Annotated in this window: 15 protein-coding genes, 1 tRNA gene and 1 pseudogene; 9 read left to right on the top strand and 8 right to left on the bottom strand. The window is 68.7% G+C overall.

All coding sequences use genetic code 11. The annotated features are described in order from the left end of the window. Positions 1-276: 276 nt before the first annotated feature. A complete protein-coding gene (locus ABVF28_RS13080) occupies positions 277-1,797 on the bottom strand; it encodes an amino acid permease (RefSeq protein WP_371030792.1) in 1,521 nt (506 codons plus the stop codon). 128 nt (positions 1,798-1,925) lie between these two features. Here ABVF28_RS13080 and ABVF28_RS13075 point away from each other — a divergent pair, with 128 nt between their 5' ends. Then, positions 1,926-2,429, top strand: coding sequence for a VanZ family protein (locus tag ABVF28_RS13075; protein WP_371030791.1), 504 nt, complete (start codon positions 1,926-1,928; stop codon positions 2,427-2,429). On the opposite strand, the gene ABVF28_RS13070 is transcribed toward ABVF28_RS13075, so the two are convergent. Both ABVF28_RS13070 and ABVF28_RS13065 read right to left on the bottom strand, forming a co-directional pair. Further along, positions 2,426-3,541, bottom strand: a complete 1,116-nt coding sequence (locus ABVF28_RS13070) for a sensor histidine kinase (protein WP_371030790.1) — start codon at positions 3,539-3,541, stop codon at positions 2,426-2,428. The two genes, ABVF28_RS13075 and ABVF28_RS13070, sit on opposite strands and share 4 nt — an antisense overlap. Further along, positions 3,538-4,233, bottom strand: a complete 696-nt coding sequence (locus ABVF28_RS13065) for a response regulator transcription factor (RefSeq protein WP_104311630.1) — start codon at positions 4,231-4,233, stop codon at positions 3,538-3,540. Before ABVF28_RS13065 ends, ABVF28_RS13070 begins: the two co-directional genes overlap by 4 nt. 86 nt (positions 4,234-4,319) lie before the next feature. Here ABVF28_RS13065 and ABVF28_RS13060 point away from each other — a divergent pair, with 86 nt between their 5' ends. Continuing rightward, on the top strand, positions 4,320-5,030 hold the full coding sequence (locus tag ABVF28_RS13060) for a M15 family metallopeptidase (RefSeq protein WP_371030789.1): 711 nt from the start codon (positions 4,320-4,322) through the stop codon (positions 5,028-5,030). Position 5,031: 1 nt separating this feature from the next. Here ABVF28_RS13060 and ABVF28_RS13055 read toward each other — a convergent pair whose 3' ends face one another. The 3 genes from ABVF28_RS13055 to arfB form a co-directional block, all read right to left on the bottom strand. Continuing rightward, positions 5,032-6,456, bottom strand: a complete 1,425-nt coding sequence (locus tag ABVF28_RS13055; protein WP_371030788.1) for a cytosine permease — start codon at positions 6,454-6,456, stop codon at positions 5,032-5,034. After that, on the bottom strand, positions 6,453-6,869 hold the full coding sequence (locus tag ABVF28_RS13050) for a nuclear transport factor 2 family protein (RefSeq protein WP_179556973.1): 417 nt from the start codon (positions 6,867-6,869) through the stop codon (positions 6,453-6,455). Before ABVF28_RS13050 ends, ABVF28_RS13055 begins: the two co-directional genes overlap by 4 nt. 196 nt (positions 6,870-7,065) lie before the next feature. After that, entirely contained in the window at positions 7,066-7,488 is a 423-nt protein-coding gene (arfB, locus tag ABVF28_RS13045) for an alternative ribosome rescue aminoacyl-tRNA hydrolase ArfB (protein WP_104311626.1), read from the bottom strand. An 89-nt stretch (positions 7,489-7,577) separates the two neighbouring features. On the opposite strand from arfB, the gene ABVF28_RS13040 reads away from it, so the two are divergent. From ABVF28_RS13040 to ABVF28_RS13025, 4 genes are all read left to right on the top strand, one after another. After that, complete coding sequence (locus tag ABVF28_RS13040; RefSeq protein WP_371030787.1) at positions 7,578-8,252, top strand: cyclase family protein; 675 nt, start codon at positions 7,578-7,580, stop codon at positions 8,250-8,252. 251 nt (positions 8,253-8,503) lie between these two features. Further along, a complete protein-coding gene (locus ABVF28_RS13035; protein ID WP_371030786.1) occupies positions 8,504-10,405 on the top strand; it encodes an ABC transporter ATP-binding protein in 1,902 nt (633 codons plus the stop codon). Positions 10,406-10,477: 72 nt separating this feature from the next. Further along, a complete protein-coding gene (locus ABVF28_RS13030) occupies positions 10,478-11,020 on the top strand; it encodes a HEAT repeat domain-containing protein (RefSeq protein ID WP_371030785.1) in 543 nt (180 codons plus the stop codon). Positions 11,021-11,070: 50 nt separating this feature from the next. Beyond that, a complete protein-coding gene (locus ABVF28_RS13025; RefSeq protein WP_371030784.1) occupies positions 11,071-11,283 on the top strand; it encodes a hypothetical protein in 213 nt (70 codons plus the stop codon). Here ABVF28_RS13025 and ABVF28_RS13020 read toward each other — a convergent pair. Continuing rightward, positions 11,262-11,338, bottom strand: a tRNA-Pro gene (locus ABVF28_RS13020). The two genes, ABVF28_RS13025 and ABVF28_RS13020, sit on opposite strands and share 22 nt — an antisense overlap. Positions 11,339-11,454: 116 nt before the next feature. Next, on the bottom strand, positions 11,455-12,237 hold the full coding sequence (locus ABVF28_RS13015) for an acetoin reductase (RefSeq protein ID WP_371030783.1): 783 nt from the start codon (positions 12,235-12,237) through the stop codon (positions 11,455-11,457). A 281-nt stretch (positions 12,238-12,518) separates the two neighbouring features. On the opposite strand from ABVF28_RS13015, the gene ABVF28_RS13010 reads away from it, so the two are divergent. The 3 genes and pseudogenes from ABVF28_RS13010 to ABVF28_RS13000 all read left to right on the top strand — a co-directional run bounded on the left by ABVF28_RS13010 (position 12,519) and on the right by ABVF28_RS13000 (position 15,191). Further along, complete coding sequence (locus tag ABVF28_RS13010; RefSeq protein WP_371030782.1) at positions 12,519-13,757, top strand: hypothetical protein; 1,239 nt, start codon at positions 12,519-12,521, stop codon at positions 13,755-13,757. 184 nt (positions 13,758-13,941) lie between these two features. Then, positions 13,942-14,226: pseudogene (locus ABVF28_RS13005) on the top strand (MFS transporter); the annotation flags it as partial. Next, on the top strand, positions 14,124-15,191 hold the full coding sequence (locus tag ABVF28_RS13000) for an MFS transporter (RefSeq protein WP_371030794.1): 1,068 nt from the start codon (positions 14,124-14,126) through the stop codon (positions 15,189-15,191). The pseudogene ABVF28_RS13005 and the gene ABVF28_RS13000, both read left to right, overlap by 103 nt. Positions 15,192-15,310: the final 119 nt, after the last annotated feature.

The raw sequence follows: 15,310 nt of genomic DNA, 5'->3' as shown, positions 1-15,310 counted from the left end.
AACGCCAGAATGTCCGACCTACGCGCAGCAACAGACGCCGGATCCGAAGGGTCAAACCCCGGGTTCGGGAGGTCGTGCTCGCGGGGCTGTTGCATGCCCCCAACACTACGGACAACCACCGACATTCCGCGGTTTCGTGGATAACTTTCTGCACCGATCGCGACCGAACATCGGCCACCCTTGGACTTATCCCCAGACGTGGTTGGAACCTAGATTCCCGACTTCCCGAACATAGCTTCGAATCAACGGGTCAGGCAGTGCAGAAATCAGGTTCACTTACTTCTTCTGTGCGTTGTCAGATCCGGGCGCCTCAGTTCCTGCAGCCCCTTCGTTCACCTCTCCGCGCAGCAGCTGCACGGGGTCGACGCCCTGCCTGCGCAGGTGCCGGTTGGTGAGCGCGCAGGCGACGGCGATGACCGCGGTCATGCCCAGCGTCGCGAGCAGCTGCTCCCGAGAGCCCTCGTTCAGCATGGTCAGCACGACGATGACGACGAGGATCACGGCCGCCAGGATGCTCAGCCAGGGGAAGCCGGGCATGCGGGCTGTGAGGGTCTCGCCGCGCGCATCCGCTCGCCGCCGCAGCACGAGCTGGGAGGCGGTGACGGTCGCCCACAGCACGATGAGGGTCGAGCCGACGATGTTGAGGAGGGTCGGCAGGACGGCGTCGGGCGCGAGGAAGTTGAAGATGACGGTGAGGAAGCCGACCCCGACGGAGACGAGCACGGCGACGGTCGGCGTGCCGTTGCGGGCGAGGCGCTGCATTCCGCGGGGCGCGAAGCGGCGCTCGGACAGCGAGTAGACCATGCGGGAGGCGCCGTAGAGGTTCGCGTTGAGTGCCGAGAGCAGGGCGATGACGATGATGGCCGACATGATGAGGTCCACGCCGGGGATGTTCGTGAGGGCGAGCACGGCGGCGAACGGGCCGGCGACGACGGCCGGGTCCATCCACGGCAGAGCGGCGACGATCACGAACACGGAGCCGATGTAGAAGAGCAGGATGCGCCAGAGCACGCTGCGCACGGCGCGGCGGATGCTCGTGGCGGGGTCGCGGGTCTCGGCGGCGGCGATCGCGGTGAGCTCGGTGCCGCCGAAGCTGAACATGACGATGAGGAGCGCGGCGGAGATGCCGAGGATGCCGGTCGGCGCGAAGCCGTCGTGCGCGACGAGGTTGGACAGCCCGGGTGAGGGCACGTCGGGGATGAGCCCGCAGAGGAGCGCGGCGCCGAGGGCGAGGAAGCCGATGATGGCGGCGACCTTGAGCACCGCGAACCAGAACTCGAAGGAGCCGTAGCGGCGCACGCCGAGGAGGTTGATGAGGGTGAACGCCACCATGAAGGCGAGCGCCCAGACGCCCTGCGGGATGCCGGGGGTCCATGCGGCCACGATGGCGGCGGCGCCCGTGGCCTCGGCGGCGATGACGATGACGAGCTGCATCCAGTAGAACCAGCCGAGCGTCGCACCCGCGGTGGCGCCGAACGCCTTCGCGGCGTACACGGAGAAGGCACCGCTCTGCGGGTCGGCGGCGGCCATCTCGGCGAGCATGAACAGCACGAGGATGACGAGGAGGCCCGCGACCGCGTACGACACGATGACGGCGGGTCCGGCGACCGCGATCGCCTGCCCGGAACCGACGAAGAGGCCGGCGCCGATCGCCCCGCCGAGGCCCATCATCGCGAGCTGCCGCGGCGTCAGCGAACGCTGCAGGTGGTGCGCGTCGCTCTTCTGGCCGGCGACGGCTTGCGGTTCGCGCGCGGCCTCATGCGGGTTGCTGTTCTCGGATGCGCTTGCGGAAGTCACAAGCCGGAAGTCTCTCACGAATGGCGAGCGCGGCCCGTCGCCTGTGGAATCCGCCCACCCGCCGGGTATCGTCCGCGTATCGAAACTCGCATACGCTCCCGCAACACGCCCCTCGAGAGGCTGTAGCCATGAGCTACAGCCGCGCAGACCAGACCCTCGAACTCCCGACGACCGGGGCGTTCGTCAGCGCCCAGCGCCAGCCGCGGACTCGTCGTCCGTCGCGCGCGCCGCGCTTCCTCGTGGCCGTGCTCTTCCTCGCGTACCTGGTGATGCTCACGTGGCTCATCGTTTGGAAGCTCGAGGCCCCGTTCGTCGGATGGGGTGAGATGCGGGCGCTCAAGCTCGTCCCGTTCGTCGCGAGTGAGGGGTACGCGGCGAGCCTCCCGCTCGAGGTGCTCGCGAACGTCGCCGTCTTCATCCCGTTCGGCCTCTGCACGGGCTACCTGTGGCGTCGGTCGCCCGGCCCGAAGACGTTCTTCGCGGCCGGGTTCGCGAGCCTCGCCATGGAGACCACCCAGTTCGCGCTTGCCGTCGGCAGCTTCGACACGAGCGACATCATCGCGAACACGGTCGGCGCGCTGATCGGTGCCGCGGTCGTCGCGCCGAGCGTGCGGCGCTCGGCGTTCAGCTAGGTGCTGCCGCCCGCCGGTGCGCCCGTCGCGGCATCGGTGGCGAGCGGCAGCCGCACGGTCACGCGCAGCCCGCCGCCGTCTCGCGCCGCGAGCCGCATGGACCCGCCGTGCGCCTTGACGACGCTCTTCACGATCGCCAGCCCAAGCCCGACACCGGCGTGGTCGCTGCGCGCACGCTGCTCGCCTCGCTGGAACGGCTCCGTCAGCGTGGCGAGCAGGCCATCGCCGATCGGGCTGCCGGTGTTCTCGACGACGAGGACTGCCGCATCCGTCGCCGAACTCGTCGTGAGGGTGACCGAGCCGCCCTGCGCCAGGTTGTGCACGATCGCGTTGTGCAGCAGGTTCGTGGTGAGCAGCGAGATGAGCGCGGGCGAGCCGATCGTGGTCGCGGCCTCCCCCGCCGTCTCGATGGCGACGCCGCGCTTCTCGGCGAGCGGCAGCAGCGTCTCGGCGGCCTCCTCGGCGACGAGCGACAGGTCGACGCGCTCGGTCGCGAACGTGCCGTGCTCGGTGCGGCTCAGTACCAGCAACGCCTCGGTGAGCTCGATGGCGCGCGCGTTCACCGAATGCAGGCGCCCGAGGACCTCGTCGTGGTCGTGGTCCGGGTCCCTGCGGGCCACGTCGAGGAGCGTCTGCGAGATGGCGAGCGGCGTGCGCAGCTCGTGCGAGGCGTTCGCGGCGAACCGCTGCTGCTGGTCGACGTGCGCCTCGAGCTGCGCGAGCATCGCGTCGAAGCTGTCGGCCAGCTCGGTGAACTCGTCGCTCTTCCCGTAGAGGCGGATGCGGTGCGACAGCGACCCTGCCGCGGCGGCCCGCGTCGCGGAGGTGATGCGGGTGAGCGGGGCGAGCATCCGCCCGGCGAGGAACCAGCCGCCGACGAGCGCGAAGACGAGCAGGAACAGCAGTGCCCACGCCGCGGCGGGAACGAACGCGCGCACGAGGTCGGTGCGGCCGGGGAAGAACGTCCACTCGCTGGCCATCGCCTCGGCGGGCACGTAGCGGAGCAGGAACGCGTAGACGACGGCGAGCAGCAGCGCGCCGGCGATCATGAGGAAGCCGGCGTAGCTCAGGGCGAGCTTCAGCCGCACGCTGAGCCCGCGCTGCCGGGTCACCGCTGGTCGTCCTCGTCGAGCACCGAGTTCGCTTCGGCGTCGATGCGGTAGCCGACACCGGGCACGGTCATGATGAGCCAGGGCTCGCCGAGGCGCTTGCGCAGGGCGGAGACGGTGATGCGGACGGCGTTCGTGAACGGGTCGGCGTTCTCATCCCACGCCTTCTCGAGCAGCTCCTCGGCGCTGATCACTCCCCCGCCCGCGCTCATGAGCACCTCGAGCACCGCGAACTGCTTGCGCGTCAGCGCGACGTAGCGTCCGTCTCGGTACACCTCGCGGCGGAACGGGTCGAGCTTCAGGCCAGCGATCTCGTGGATGGGCGGGCGGCTGTGCGCGCGGCGGCGGTTGAGGGCGCGCAGCCGGAGCACGAGCTCCTGCAGCTCGAAGGGCTTCGTGAGGTAGTCGTCGGCGCCGAGCTCGAAGCCGGACGCCTTGTCATCGAGGCGGTCGGCGGCCGTGAGCATGAGGATGAGCACGCCGCTGTTCGACGCGACGATGCGCTTGGCGACCTCGTCGCCGGAGGGGCCCGGGATGTCGCGGTCGAGGACGGCGACGTCGTAGTCGTTGACGCTGAGCAGCTCGAGCGCGGCGTGCCCGTCGCCGGCGATGTCGGCGGCGATCGCCTCGAGGCGCAGCCCGTCGCGGATCGCCTCCGCCATGTAGGGCTCGTCCTCCACCAGCAGCACACGCATGTGCCGATGATACGAGCCGCGGCATATTGCCGGCGTATGCGAAAGACGGAATGCCCCTTCAACGTGCGCGCACGTGGACTTGTCGTATGACGCTCACCAGCCCGACCCGCCACCAGCGCACCGACGACGACCAGCCACCTCGCAAGCGAGGCGTGCGACTGCTGCTCGGCGGCGCATCCCTCGTCGCGCTCGCAGGCCTCGGGGTTGCGCTGTTCTCGGCGCAGCTCGGCGAGACGACGGCGTCGCACACCGAGCTGCCCGTGCAGGACACGCTGCTCGCGGAACCCTCAGAGCTTGGGCCTGTTGAAAACGGCGACTCACCTGTCTCGGAGACAGACGGCGCCGAGAACCCAGACGGGCGCCTCCAGTTCGGCACGACCGCCTTTGACACCGAGTACGCGGGCATCGGCAAGCTGTCTCCCGAGCTGCGTGATGCGCTCCAGGCAGCGACGCGCGACGCGCAGTCGGCGGGCGTGTCCGTCATGGTCAACAGCGGCTGGCGCTCCGTCGAGCTCCAGGAGCAGCTGCTGCAGGATGCGGTCGCCGAGTACGGGTCAGAGGACGAGGCGTCGCGGTGGGTCGCCTCGCCCGAGACGTCGCTCCACGTGTCGGGCGACGCCGTCGATGTGGAAGGCAACGGCGCATCCGACTGGCTCGCCACCAACGGCGCCAGCTACGGGCTGTGCCTGACGTACCTCAACGAGCCGTGGCACTTCGAGTACCAGGCTGGCGCATCCACGAACGGATGCGCGGAGCCGTACGCCGACCCGACGGACGACCCGCGGTTGCGCGGGTAGGTCAGCGGCCCCGCGTCGGCTGCCCCGCCTCTTCCTCCTCGTCGAGCAGGTGCCCCGCCTTTATGGCGTCGCGCGGATCGGCGAGCGCGAGCGGCTTCACGCCGCGCAGCGCCCAGGTGAGGCCAAGGTAGAGGGCGAAGCTCACCGCGAAGGCCGGGATGTTCGCGCCGATGGGGCTCGGCGCGACGTACGCGAGCACGTAGGAGAGGGCCGCTCCGACGATCCATACGGCCACGGCCACCCAGTTGATGCCGCGCAGGTACCAGTAGCGGCTCTCGCGCCGCTCCTGCAGGATCTGCCGCGAGTAGCTGCGGCGCTTCAGCAGGTAGTAGTCGGCGATCATGATCGCGAAGACGGGCACGAAGAACGCGCTGATGATGAACAGGAAGTCGGTGAACTGGTTCAGCAGGCCGAGGAACGTGGACCCGATGATCGAGATGATGCCGAGGATGATCGCGGTCGGCAGGAAGCGCAGGTGCCACTTCGACTGCGCGTTGATGACCGAGGTGACCATGCCGAAGACGACCATGGTGTTGGTCGCCATGACCGACAGGAAGATGGCGATGCCGAGCGGCCAGCCGAACTCGGCGACGATGACGGTCGGGTCGAACGCGATCGCCTCGCCGCCGCGAAGGAGCACGACGCTGAAGGCGACGAGGCCGAGGAACATGGCGATCGTGGTCGAGAGCGTGTAGCCGACTCCTGAGCCGATGACTCCGGCGACGCTGTTCTTCGCGTGCCGGTTCATGTCGGCGGAGAGGACGGTCCACGAGATCGCCGTCGCGATGACCAGGTCGAGGGTGATGAACGCGGTGCCGCCGAGCTCCGCATCCACGGTCATCGCCGCGAAGTCTCCGGGGCTGAACGCGCCGAACGCCGCCGCGAACACGAAGCCCATCACGACCAGGATCACGAGCGCCAGCCACGGTTCGACGCGCGAGATGCCCGTGTGGCCGAAGATCGCGAGCACGACGACGATGCCCTGGCAGATGGCGGAGAACAGCATCGGGTTCGAGAAGCCCGTCGCCTCGAACACGAGGTAGTCGACGGTGACGCCGGCGAGCATCGCCTGCACCCAGCTCCACCCCATGAGCACGATGAGGTTGGAGGCCGCCGGCACGAGGCTGCCTCGGATGCCGAACGCACCGCGCGTGAGGGCCATCGTCGGCAGGCCGGTGCGGGTGCCCATGTTGCCGATGAGCACCAGCACGACGACGCCGAGGAGCGTGCCGAGCACGATCATGCCGGTGGCCGTGCCGAACGAGACGCCGGGAACGAAGAGCGTGCCGGTGAGGAGCGTCGTGACGACGAGGTTCGCGGCGAGCCAGATGAGGGCGATGCGGATGAGCGACTGGGTGCCGCGGACGGGGCCGGCTGAGTCGTCCTGGCCGTCGAGGTTCAGGGCCATGGTCTTCGGGCCGGTCATGAGGTGGCCTCCGTGTCCGTCGTCGGCGCAGACAGGTGCTCGTGGATCGCGAGGAGGGATCCGTCGTCGCCGACCGTGAAGACGATGCTCTCCCGCTCGAGGTACGAGTCGGGGCCGTCGGCCGAGTCGATGCTGGTCGCAACCGTGTGGCTGAAGACCGCGCCGCCCGGGAAGACCTGCACGAGGCGGTCGGTGGATGCGCAGGAGGTGACCCGCCAGCCGCCCGCGATCCAGCCCGCCCACAGCGCTTCGTACTCGGCGCGCGAGTCGAGCCGCGCGGGCTCCGGGTGGAAGATGAACGACGCGTCGGGCGCGAACCCGGCGAAGTACGCCTCGGTGTCCGTGGCGCGGAACGCGTCGATGATGGCGTCGGCGGCGTCGAGCACCGCGTCGTGTGTAGGTGTGGTCGACATTCAAGTGCTCCCTTGGACTTGGCGTGCCCTGCCGCGCAGGTGTCGCACGGCGATGATGCATGCAACTGCCGCACTGCGGCCGCCGCTCTACACCAAGGAAACACCCGCTGCCCGAGTCTCGTCCAGGGAACAATCGAACAAGTTTCGGTTCTTGAGGGGCGATTCGCCCGGACGACCGTGGGCTTCGGTCGCCGTCTTAGTCGGCGGCCGGACGCCTGCGTTGCGCCTTGGTCGCGGAGCGCTGGCCCTTCGATTCGAGCCTCCGCCGCTGCGAGCCCTTCGTCGGCTTCGTCGCCCGACGCTTCGGTCCGGGCGGGGCGAGGCCTTCGCGCACGAGGTTCGCGAGCTTCTCGAGCGCCGCCTCCCGGTTGCGGAGCTGCGAGCGCCGTTCAGAGGAGGCAACCGTGAGCACGCCGTCGACGAGGCGCTTCCCGAGGCGATCCAGGAGCATCCGGCGCCGGTCATCGGTCAGCACCAGGGATTCGCTGATGTTCCAGGAGAGCTCGACGCGACTGTCGGTGGTGTTGACATGCTGCCCGCCCGGCCCTGAGGATCGCGAGAACCGCCAGCCGAGCTCCGCGGCCGGAATCGTGAGCGAGCGCGACACCTCCAAGTCCATGCGCCAAGCCTCCCACGCGCACGCAACCCGTGCCGGCCGCGGAAGGCGCAGCGCCTCGCGGGACGGCCGTCGGTGCCTAAGGTGGCCCCATGTCGCAACCGCATCGGAAGCTCGTCGACCTCACGCATCCGCTCGCCTCTGGGATGCAGATCTACCCCGGCGACCCGGAGGTGCGGATCGCGCCCGCCACCTCGCTGGCCGAGCACGGGGTCGTCGTCCATGGTCTTCAGCTCGGCACGCACGCGGGCACGCACCTGGATGCACCCTCGCATTCGATCGCCGGCGGAGACACCGTCGACAGCCTCGACCTCGCTCGGCTCGTCGCGCCGCTGCACCTCGTCGACGTGACGGCAATTGCGGCTCCCTCGCGTCGGATCGCGCTCGCCGAGGTCGCCTCGCAGCTCGATGCGGTGCAGCCTGGCGCGATCGTCGTCTTCAGAACGGACTGGTCAGCGCGGTTCGGGCAGCCGGACTACCTCGAGCATCCCTACCTCGACGTCGCGATCGCCGAGCGGCTGCGTGCTGCGGGCGTGACGGTCGTCGGTGTCGACACCCTCAGTCCGGACCGCACGGACCCGACTGCCGAGTCTGCCGAGCTGCCGTTCCACGAGGTCTTTCTGGGCGCCGGCGGCGTCATCATCGAGAACCTGACGAACCTGCCGGCCGTCGACCCAGCGCGCGACCCCTGGATCTCGGCGCTGCCGCTGCCGTTCACGGGCCTCGACGGGTCCCCGGTTCGAGCGGTCGCGATGCATCGCGCCTGACCGTCGGCGGCGTCGCGATCGCCGAGTGGGTCTCCGTGCAGGCGGCGTGGAACGGAGACCTCGCCGAGCACTCCTTCTCCCCGATTTCCCGCGCGTCCCGAGCAGCGACTCGCCCTAGACGCATCTGTCGAGGCCGACTCCAAGCAGGTGTGGATTACCTACATCGAACGTCCTTCGCCCCTGGCGGACAACGGCAAACGCGGGCAAACCGCGATCTAGGCTGAGCCTCCTGCCTAGGGGAAGGAACCGCTATGAGCATGGAAGGCGCGGCCTGGAGTTCGCTCTACAAGATCTCGTCCGCGAGGGATGGGAAGCACGGCTTCTCGCGTGAGTCGGTGCGGCGCATCCTGACGTTCGCGGTGCCCTACCGGTCGAAGCTGGTGCTCTTCATCGGCCTCTCCATCGTGGGTGCGTTTCTCGCGGTCGCGACGCCCGTGCTCGCCGGGCAGGTGGTCGACGTCATCGTCGCCAAGGGCGCTCTCAGCACGATCGTCTGGCTCGCGGTCCTCATCGCCATCGTCGCCGTCGCGGACGCGGGCGTGTCGCTCGTGACGCGCTGGTACTCGGCGAGGATCGGCGAAGGCGTGATCCTGGACCTCCGCACCGCCGTCTTCAACCATGTGCAGAAGATGCCGATCGCGTTCTTCACCCGCACGAGGACGGGCGCCCTCGTGAGCCGCCTCAACAACGATGTGATCGGTGCTCAGCAGGCCTTCAGCGGCACACTGTCGGGCGTGGTCACGAACCTGGTGGCGCTCATCCTGACGCTCATCGTCATGCTCAGCACGTCCTGGCTCGTGACGGTGCTCGCCGTCATCATGCTGCCCATCTTCCTGATCCCCGCGCGGCGCATGGGCAGTCGCCTGGCCGCGCTGCGCCGCGAGGCCGCCGACCACAACTCGGCCATGAGCACGCAGATGACGGAGCGCTTCTCGGCGCCCGGCGCCACGCTCGTCAAGCTGTTCGGCCGGCCCGACGAGGAAGCCGAGGAGTTCCGCGTCCGCGCGGCCCGGGTCCGCGACATCGGGGTCCGCACCGCGATGCTGCAGTTCGTCTTCTTCACCGCGCTGATGCTCGTCTCAGCGCTGGCCCTCGCGCTCGTGTACGGACTCGGTGGTGCCCTCGCGCTCGGCGGCCAGCTGGAGACCGGTGACGTGGTGACCCTGGCACTGCTCCTCACCCGCCTCTACGCGCCGCTCACGAGCCTCGCGAACGCTCGCGTGGAGATCATGAGCGCGGTGGTCAGCTTCGAGCGCGTCTTCGAGGTGCTGGATCTCGAGCCGCTCATCAAGGAGAAGCCAGACGCCAAGGTCGTTCCCGAGGGCCCGGTGTCCGTCGAGTTCGACGATGTGCACTTCGGGTACCCGTCCGCGGACAAGGTGTCGCTCGCTTCCCTCGAGGAGGTGTCGACGCTGGATACGCGTGGCGGCGAGGAGGTGCTGCACGGTGTGTCCTTCCGGATCGAGCCTGGGCAGACCGTCGCCCTCGTCGGCACGTCGGGTGCCGGCAAGTCGACGATCGCGCAGCTCCTGTCGCGCCTCTACGACGTCGACAGCGGCGCTGTGCGCCTTGCGGGGACGGACGTTCGCAACGTCACCTTCGCCTCGATGCGGCACACGCTTGGCATGGTGACGCAGGATGGCCACCTGTTCCACGAGACGATCCTCTCCAATTTGAAGCTCGCGAGGCCGGAGGCGTCTGACGATGAGGTGTGGGATGCGGTGCGCCGTGCACGGCTCGAGCCGCTCATCCGGTCGCTGCCTGACCAGCTGGACACCATGGTGGGCGAGCGCGGCTACCGGCTGTCGGGCGGTGAGCGTCAGCGGATGACGATCGCGAGGCTCCTGCTGGCCCAGCCGCGGGTTGTCATCCTCGATGAGGCGACGGCAGCGCTTGACTCGACGTCGGAGGCGGCCGTGCAGGCGGCGCTGAGCGAGGCGCTCGAGGGGCGGACGGCGATGGTGATCGCCCACCGCCTGTCCACGATCCGCAGCGCTGACATGATCCTCGTGGTTGAGGACGGCTCGATCGTGGAGCGCGGCACGCACGAGGAGCTGCTCGCCGCGGCTGGGCGGTACGAGGAGTTGCACCGGACGCAGTTCGCAGTGCAGAAGAAGCTGGCGGCGGATGCGGATGCGGCGGGCGGATCTTGAGTTCGACGCGGGAAGGCGCCTCGCGGGCACCTGACCTGAGCGCGGTCGGCGTAGGGTGAGGTGATGCCTGACATGCCCTCTTCAGTTCCTGCGCCCGTTCCTGTCGACCTCCCGCTTGAGCAGCGGTTGGCGGCGGCGGTCGAGCGGTACGGCCAGTCCGAGTTCGTTGAGCGAGTGCTTGGCCTCATCAAGGGGCATGACGAAGGCGACGACCTTCTGCTCTTCGTCGGTGGCGATCACGCGCAGGGGATCCTCGATGGTGCGCCTGTGCTCTACTGGCCCGAGCTCTGGGGCACCCGAGCGTTGCTGTATGTCTGGGATGAGTCGGCGGCGCCTGCGGTGATCGGCACGCTCGGTAACCCGGCGTGGCGCGTCCGTGAGATGGGAGCGAGGGTTGTCGCAGCGCGCGTGCTCCCGGCAGCATCCGAACTGGCCGAACTGCTCGGCGACAGTGTCGCTCGAGTGCGGTCGGCAGCCGCGAGGTCACTGGGCGCTGTAGGCGCGCTCGAGGACGTGGATCGCCTGCGCCCGCTGCTGAAGGATCCCGAAATCGATGTGCGGCGAAGTGCGCAGCAGAGCATGGAAGCATTGCGCGCGAGGTTCCCGAAGAACTAGCGCATGCCGACGAGGTTGCGGCATCAGACGATGCCCTCGCCCGAACCCACATGAAACTTCTCATCCAGGACCTGGATGTGACGGTCATCAACGCCGCCACCGGCGAAGTCCTGCGCGAGCTCACCATCGATCTCGGCAAGGACTACCGAGCCACCGGCAACCCCAGGGACCGGCCAGAAAAACGAAATAGCTCGAACCTGCATTGCAGGTTCGAGCTATTTCTACGTCTTGCGACATCACATGGTCGGGCTGACAGGATTTGAACCTGCGACCCCTTGACCCCCAGTCAAGTGCGCTACCAAGCTGCGCCACAGCCCGTGGCTTGTGTTCTCCGCGAGGACAACTCGACCATCCTAGCGGAACCTGGGGACTCCGCGCACCACCGTGTCGCCGTCGTGTCGCGAGGGGCGAAGTGGCGCGCGGAGCCTCCGCCGCTAGTTGTAGAGCATCCCGCCGTCGACGAGCAGCACCTGGCCGGTGACGTAACCCGCGTTGGGGCTCGCGAAGAACGAGACCACGCCAGCGACGTCCTCTGGCGTCTCGATGCGGCCGAGCTGGATCGACTCGACGTTCTCCTTCAGGTTCTGGCCGAGCGGCTTGCCGTTGATCTTCGACAGCTCGCTGTCGATGAGCTCCCACATGCCCGTCCCGACGATGCCGGGGCCGTACGCGTTGACCGTGATGCCGTGCGTCGCGAGCTCCTGCGCAGCAACCTGCGTGAGGCCACGTACGGCGAACTTCGACGCCGAGTACGCGCCGAGGATCGGGAAGCCCTTGATGGCCGCGATCGATGCCGCCGAGATGATGCGCCCCTTCACGCCCCGCTCAATGAAAGACTCCGCGGCAGCCTGGATGCCGTACACAACCGAGTTCACGTTGATCTGGAAGATCTTGTTGAGCTCCTCCTCCGTGATGTCGAGGATCGGCTTCACCTGCGCGATACCGGCGTTGTTGACGATCACGTCGAACCCGCCGAGCTTCTCAACCGCCGTCGCGACCGCAGCCTCGACGTCTGCCTTCTTCGACACATCCGCCGCCACGAACACGGCGCGACGACCCAGCGCTTCGATCTCGGCGACAACCCCGGCAGCCTTCTCCGCCTGGAAGTCGAGGTCGGCAACCACGATGTCGTAGCCATCCGCAGCCAGCTTCAGCGCAATCCCGCGCCCAATTCCCTGACCTGCTCCGGTGACAAGCGCGACCTGTGTGTCGGTCATGACAACTCCTAACTCGAGGTGCGGCCAAGCAGGCTCCGCCTGCGACCGCTGAACGACGCCACAGTAGGCGCGCATCCACGCCAACCGCGAAGGCACCGGATGTTCGACTCGGCTCCCCCGCGGCACCCCGCCGGACGACACCCCACGCAACCCTCGGCAACCCCCGACCCCCTCCAGGCAACCCGCACGCGAATGGGGTTGAATCGACTCCTGGCGCCCCGACTCCAGCACGATGCCAGCAGACGCAACGACGCGAGCCGGTCCGCCAGAAAGGCGACGGCATGACGCTCCCCCTCGAAACGGCGTTCCCCTCCACTCACGACCTCACGTCGTACTCGCGGCTCCTCAGCGACGTCTACGACGCGGAGTTCTCCGGAAAGCAGGCCCCCGCGCATCCACGCGACATCATCGCCGACTCGTGGGCTCGGCTTCGCCGCCGCGGAATCCGCCCGACCCGCGGGCCCGCGAGCGCGAAGCAAACAGGCTCGGAATCCACTGCCGCTTCCGCGACGAGCGAACTGGACTCCGACGCATTCCTGCTGACGTCGCTCATCCGCGCGAACCTCGGCCACCTCTCGACTCTGCTCCGCGACGACACCGCCGTCCTCGTCGTCAGCGACCGCCACGGCCGCATCGTCGCCCGAAGCGGCGGCACGCAGATGCTGTCCCGCGCCGACGAGCTCGGGTTCGTCGAAGGCGCAGCGTGGGGCGAGAACAGCATCGGAACAAACGCCATCGGCACGGCCCTCGCCGCCCGCCGCCCAGTGCAGGTGCACGGCGCCGAACACTACTCCCGCTCGCAGCACCTCTGGAGTTGCACTGCAGCCCCCGTCCGCGACCCCAGAAACGGCCGAACCCTCGGCACCGTCGACCTCTCCTTCGAAGTCGCCGACGCGCACCCCATGTCCCTCGGCCTCATCTCCCTCCTCGCCCAGGCAGCAACACAAGACCTCCGCGAGCGCCACCACCGCGACATCGCCGAGCTGCGAGCGGCGAGCTTCAGCGCCACCCGCGAACTCGACCACCCGTGGGCCGTCGTCGACGAATGGGGCTGGGTTGCCGCGTCACACGGCGTCGACGTCAGCTCCCGCGTCCCGCTCCCCCGCGACGTTCAAGCCGGTGACACCTGGACCACCCCATCAGGCGAAGTGCTGGTCACAGGCCTCGACCGCGGATTCCTGCTCGGCCCGGCACGCTCATCCAAGAGGCACGCGGATGCGCCGCCCGAGACCACGCTCACCCTGTCGGCCACCGGCACGGGAGCGCTTGTCGAACTCCGAACCCCAACCGGCTCGCGCGAGGTGCGCATCCCCTCCCGCCAGGCCGACATCCTCTTCCTCCTGGCAGCAACACCAAGGGGACTTACGGCACCCGAGCTCTCCACACGCATCTACGGGACGCCGGAACACGACGTGACCGTGCGAGCGGAGATCAGCCGCCTGCGCCGCCACCTCGGGGACGTACTTGTCGCCGCGCCCTACCGGTTCGCGCCCGGCATCACCGTCGCCGGGCCCCGCTGAGACGGAGGTCCCCGCCAGGCAGGTGCAACAACGCCTGAACTGTCGCTCTTCGGCCAACTTCTCGCCGACCCCTTAGCGGCCCGTCGACCCCTGACTACGCTCGGCGCGGGGGCACGACAGGAGCACGCGATTGATCACTGAGCCGCAACCGCCGAGCCACGTTCCAAGCACCGGCACGAGCCAGGTGCTGCCGACCAAGGCCGCGGTATCCCCGCCGGCCCCACGTGGCAGCTACCCGCTCATCACGGGCCTCTACGTCACCCAGTACGTAGGTATCGGGTTCCTCGCGAGCGCGCTCATCGTGATCCTGCGCGGCAACGGCACGCCGCTCGACCAGCTTGGCCTCATCTCGCTCGTCGGCATCATCTGGCCCATCAAGTTCCTCTGGGCGCCCATCCTCGACCGCTGGGGCTCGGCACGCTTCGGCCACTACCGCGGCTGGATCCTCGTGCTGCAGCCCCTCATGGTGCTGACGATCCTCGCGATGCTCCCGTTCGGCGACCTCACCGACCTCGGGCCCATCGTGGTCCTCGCGGTCCTCGTCGCCTTCCTCTCCGCGACCCAGGACACGGCCAGCGACGCCCTCGCGATCCGCGCCATGCATGGACAGGCCCGCGCATCGTCAATGGCATCCAGGTCATGGGCGGCTACCTCGGCAACCTCCTCGGCGGCGGCGTCACACTCATCATCTACGGCGTCGCCGGCTGGACGCCCGCGATCCTCTTCCTCGCCGTCATCACCGCACTCCCGCTCATCACCCTCGCCCTCTACCGGGAACCAGCACGCGACGCGGGCCGCGTGCAGCCGACCCTCGGGCAGGCGTTCCGCGCCCTCGGCAACGTCCTCAAACAGCCAGGCGCACCCACCTGGGCCCTCGCCGTCTCGCCCCTCTCCCTGTGCGGCATCACCGTGCTCTCCTCGCTCATCAGCGCGGCACTCGTGGATGCGGGGTGGAATGAAACCGAGATCGGCACCCTCAACGGGGTCATCATCGGCGTCGCCGGCATCGCGGGAGGACTCATCGGCGGCGTCCTCATCCGCCGCTTCGGCCGCTCGCGCACCCTCGCCGTCACGGGCAGCTCGATGCTCGTCGCGACCGTCCCCTTCATCCTCATCGCGTTCGGCGGCGCCCCCTTCGCGGGGACGGCCCTCGCGATCGGCCTCGTCATGTTCGCGTACACGGCCCTCAGCACGGTCATGCTCACCGTCTCCATGGACTACGCCCGCCCCGCCACAGCCGGCACCGACTTCACGCTCATCGTGTCGATCGCGCAGCTCGCGTCGTTCCTCGCATCGGCACTCTCGCTCGTCGCCGCCGAACACCTGGGCTACACGGGCGTCGCGTGGTTCTCGATCGTGCTGACCGGAGCGGCGCTCCTTTTGGGGCTTCGGCACCTGCGCGTGCACGCGGCGTTCCTCGCGACCCGCGCGTAACTGGGGCCGACCCCGCCGCGAGCCGCACCACATCCACTCGGCCGATTGTTCGCACAATCTGCTTCCTGGGAATAGCCTGGTACCTGCGCAGTGTTGCGAACCCAGTCCCCTATCTCAGA

This window comes from Pseudoclavibacter sp. JSM 162008 (genome assembly GCF_041366455.1).
GTDB lineage: Bacteria > Actinomycetota > Actinomycetes > Actinomycetales > Microbacteriaceae > Pseudoclavibacter.
The sequence above is the reverse complement of the archived record's forward strand: the minus strand, read 5'-3'. Positions and strand labels throughout refer to the sequence as shown.

What these genes read in the sequence shown, in the direction of transcription:
- ABVF28_RS13010 (WP_371030782.1), top strand. Translation starts at nt 12,519, where the DNA reads ATGACGCTCCCCCTCGAAACGGCGTTCCCCTCCACTCACGACCTCACG.
- ABVF28_RS13075 (WP_371030791.1), top strand. Translation starts at nt 1,926, where the DNA reads ATGAGCTACAGCCGCGCAGACCAGACCCTCGAACTCCCGACGACCGGG.
- arfB (WP_104311626.1), bottom strand. Translation starts at nt 7,488, where the DNA reads ATGGACTTGGAGGTGTCGCGCTCGCTCACGATTCCGGCCGCGGAGCTC.
- ABVF28_RS13035 (WP_371030786.1), top strand. Translation starts at nt 8,504, where the DNA reads ATGAGCATGGAAGGCGCGGCCTGGAGTTCGCTCTACAAGATCTCGTCC.
- ABVF28_RS13040 (WP_371030787.1), top strand. Translation starts at nt 7,578, where the DNA reads ATGTCGCAACCGCATCGGAAGCTCGTCGACCTCACGCATCCGCTCGCC.
- ABVF28_RS13015 (WP_371030783.1), bottom strand. Translation starts at nt 12,237, where the DNA reads ATGACCGACACACAGGTCGCGCTTGTCACCGGAGCAGGTCAGGGAATT.
- ABVF28_RS13030 (WP_371030785.1), top strand. Translation starts at nt 10,478, where the DNA reads ATGCCCTCTTCAGTTCCTGCGCCCGTTCCTGTCGACCTCCCGCTTGAG.
- ABVF28_RS13055 (WP_371030788.1), bottom strand. Translation starts at nt 6,456, where the DNA reads ATGACCGGCCCGAAGACCATGGCCCTGAACCTCGACGGCCAGGACGAC.
- ABVF28_RS13065 (WP_104311630.1), bottom strand. Translation starts at nt 4,233, where the DNA reads ATGCGTGTGCTGCTGGTGGAGGACGAGCCCTACATGGCGGAGGCGATC.
- ABVF28_RS13060 (WP_371030789.1), top strand. Translation starts at nt 4,320, where the DNA reads ATGACGCTCACCAGCCCGACCCGCCACCAGCGCACCGACGACGACCAG.
- ABVF28_RS13050 (WP_179556973.1), bottom strand. Translation starts at nt 6,869, where the DNA reads ATGTCGACCACACCTACACACGACGCGGTGCTCGACGCCGCCGACGCC.
- ABVF28_RS13025 (WP_371030784.1), top strand. Translation starts at nt 11,071, where the DNA reads ATGAAACTTCTCATCCAGGACCTGGATGTGACGGTCATCAACGCCGCC.